General features: G+C 71.2%; 1 protein-coding gene. It reads left to right on the top strand.

Annotated elements, in window-relative coordinates:
• Positions 1-1,017: hemagglutinin repeat-containing protein (locus PTE30175_RS27990; protein ID WP_191629256.1), on the top strand; the 1,017-nt coding region annotated here is incomplete at both ends.

Below are 1,017 nucleotides of genomic sequence, written 5' to 3'. Positions count from 1 at the left end.
TGCTGATCGAGGCGCAGGACGCGCTGACCAACAGCGGCCGGATCGCGGGCGATACAAACGTGAACGTCGCCGCGCGCGACGTGGTGAATACGGGCGCGATAGCTTCTGTGGGCTCGTTGGTTTCGGGGGGCTCGGCGGGGCCCGAGAATTCACAGGGCGGGCAAGGCATCAGGGGCAACGTGGTGGTGCGCGCCGCGCGCGACGTGGTGAACCTCGGCGGCGAGATCGCGGGCAGAGGTGTCGACATCCGCGCGGGGCGGGATGTGGTGGTCGGCTCAAAGACGCGCCGCATCGCGCAGGCATCCGGGCGTGCAGGGCAGACCAATGCCGTGTCGAACACGCTCATCGACGGGGCAGGGGCGATCCACGCGGATGAAGCGTTGCAGCTGGTGGCGCAGCGCGACGCAAAGCTCGAGGGCGCGCAGGTGAGCGCCGGAGGCGACGCGCAAATGGCGGCGGGCCGCGACGTGGTGATAGGCGCCACGGCGCTGGAGCACACGTTCGGCAGCCGGGGCGACGGCGCAGGTGGCGCAGGTAGCGTAGTTGATGCCACCGGCTGGACCGAGCGCCGCGAGCATCTGGGCACATCGATCGACGCACAGGGCAGCGTGACGGTGGTCGCGGGCCGCGATGCGGCGCTGCTGGGCTCGACCCTCGCGTCGGGCGGCGACACCACCGTCGCGGCGGCGCGCGACGTCACGGTGGGCGCGGTCAAGGACACGCACCGCTTCGAGGGCAAGTCGTTCGGCGGCACGCTCAAACACACCACCGACGCGTATCACGAGACGGTGCGCGGCAGCGAGGTGCAGGCGGGGGGCGACATCAGCTTCGGCGCGGGCCAGGCGCAAGCCGTCACGCAGGTGCTTGATACCTTGGGCGTGACGGCCTACGTTGACACCGACAGTAGCAGCGGCAGCGACAGCAGGGCCGCGTCCCGAAGCGGCGAGCTCAAGGTGCAGGGCTCGTACGTCAACGCCGGCCGGCAGGCAGGCGCGGCCGATGCGCAGCGCCGCGACG

This window comes from Pandoraea terrae (assembly GCF_902459695.1).
Lineage (GTDB): Bacteria > Pseudomonadota > Gammaproteobacteria > Burkholderiales > Burkholderiaceae > Pandoraea > Pandoraea terrae.
Note: the sequence above shows the minus strand (reverse complement) of the source record. Positions and strands in the feature narration are given on the sequence as shown.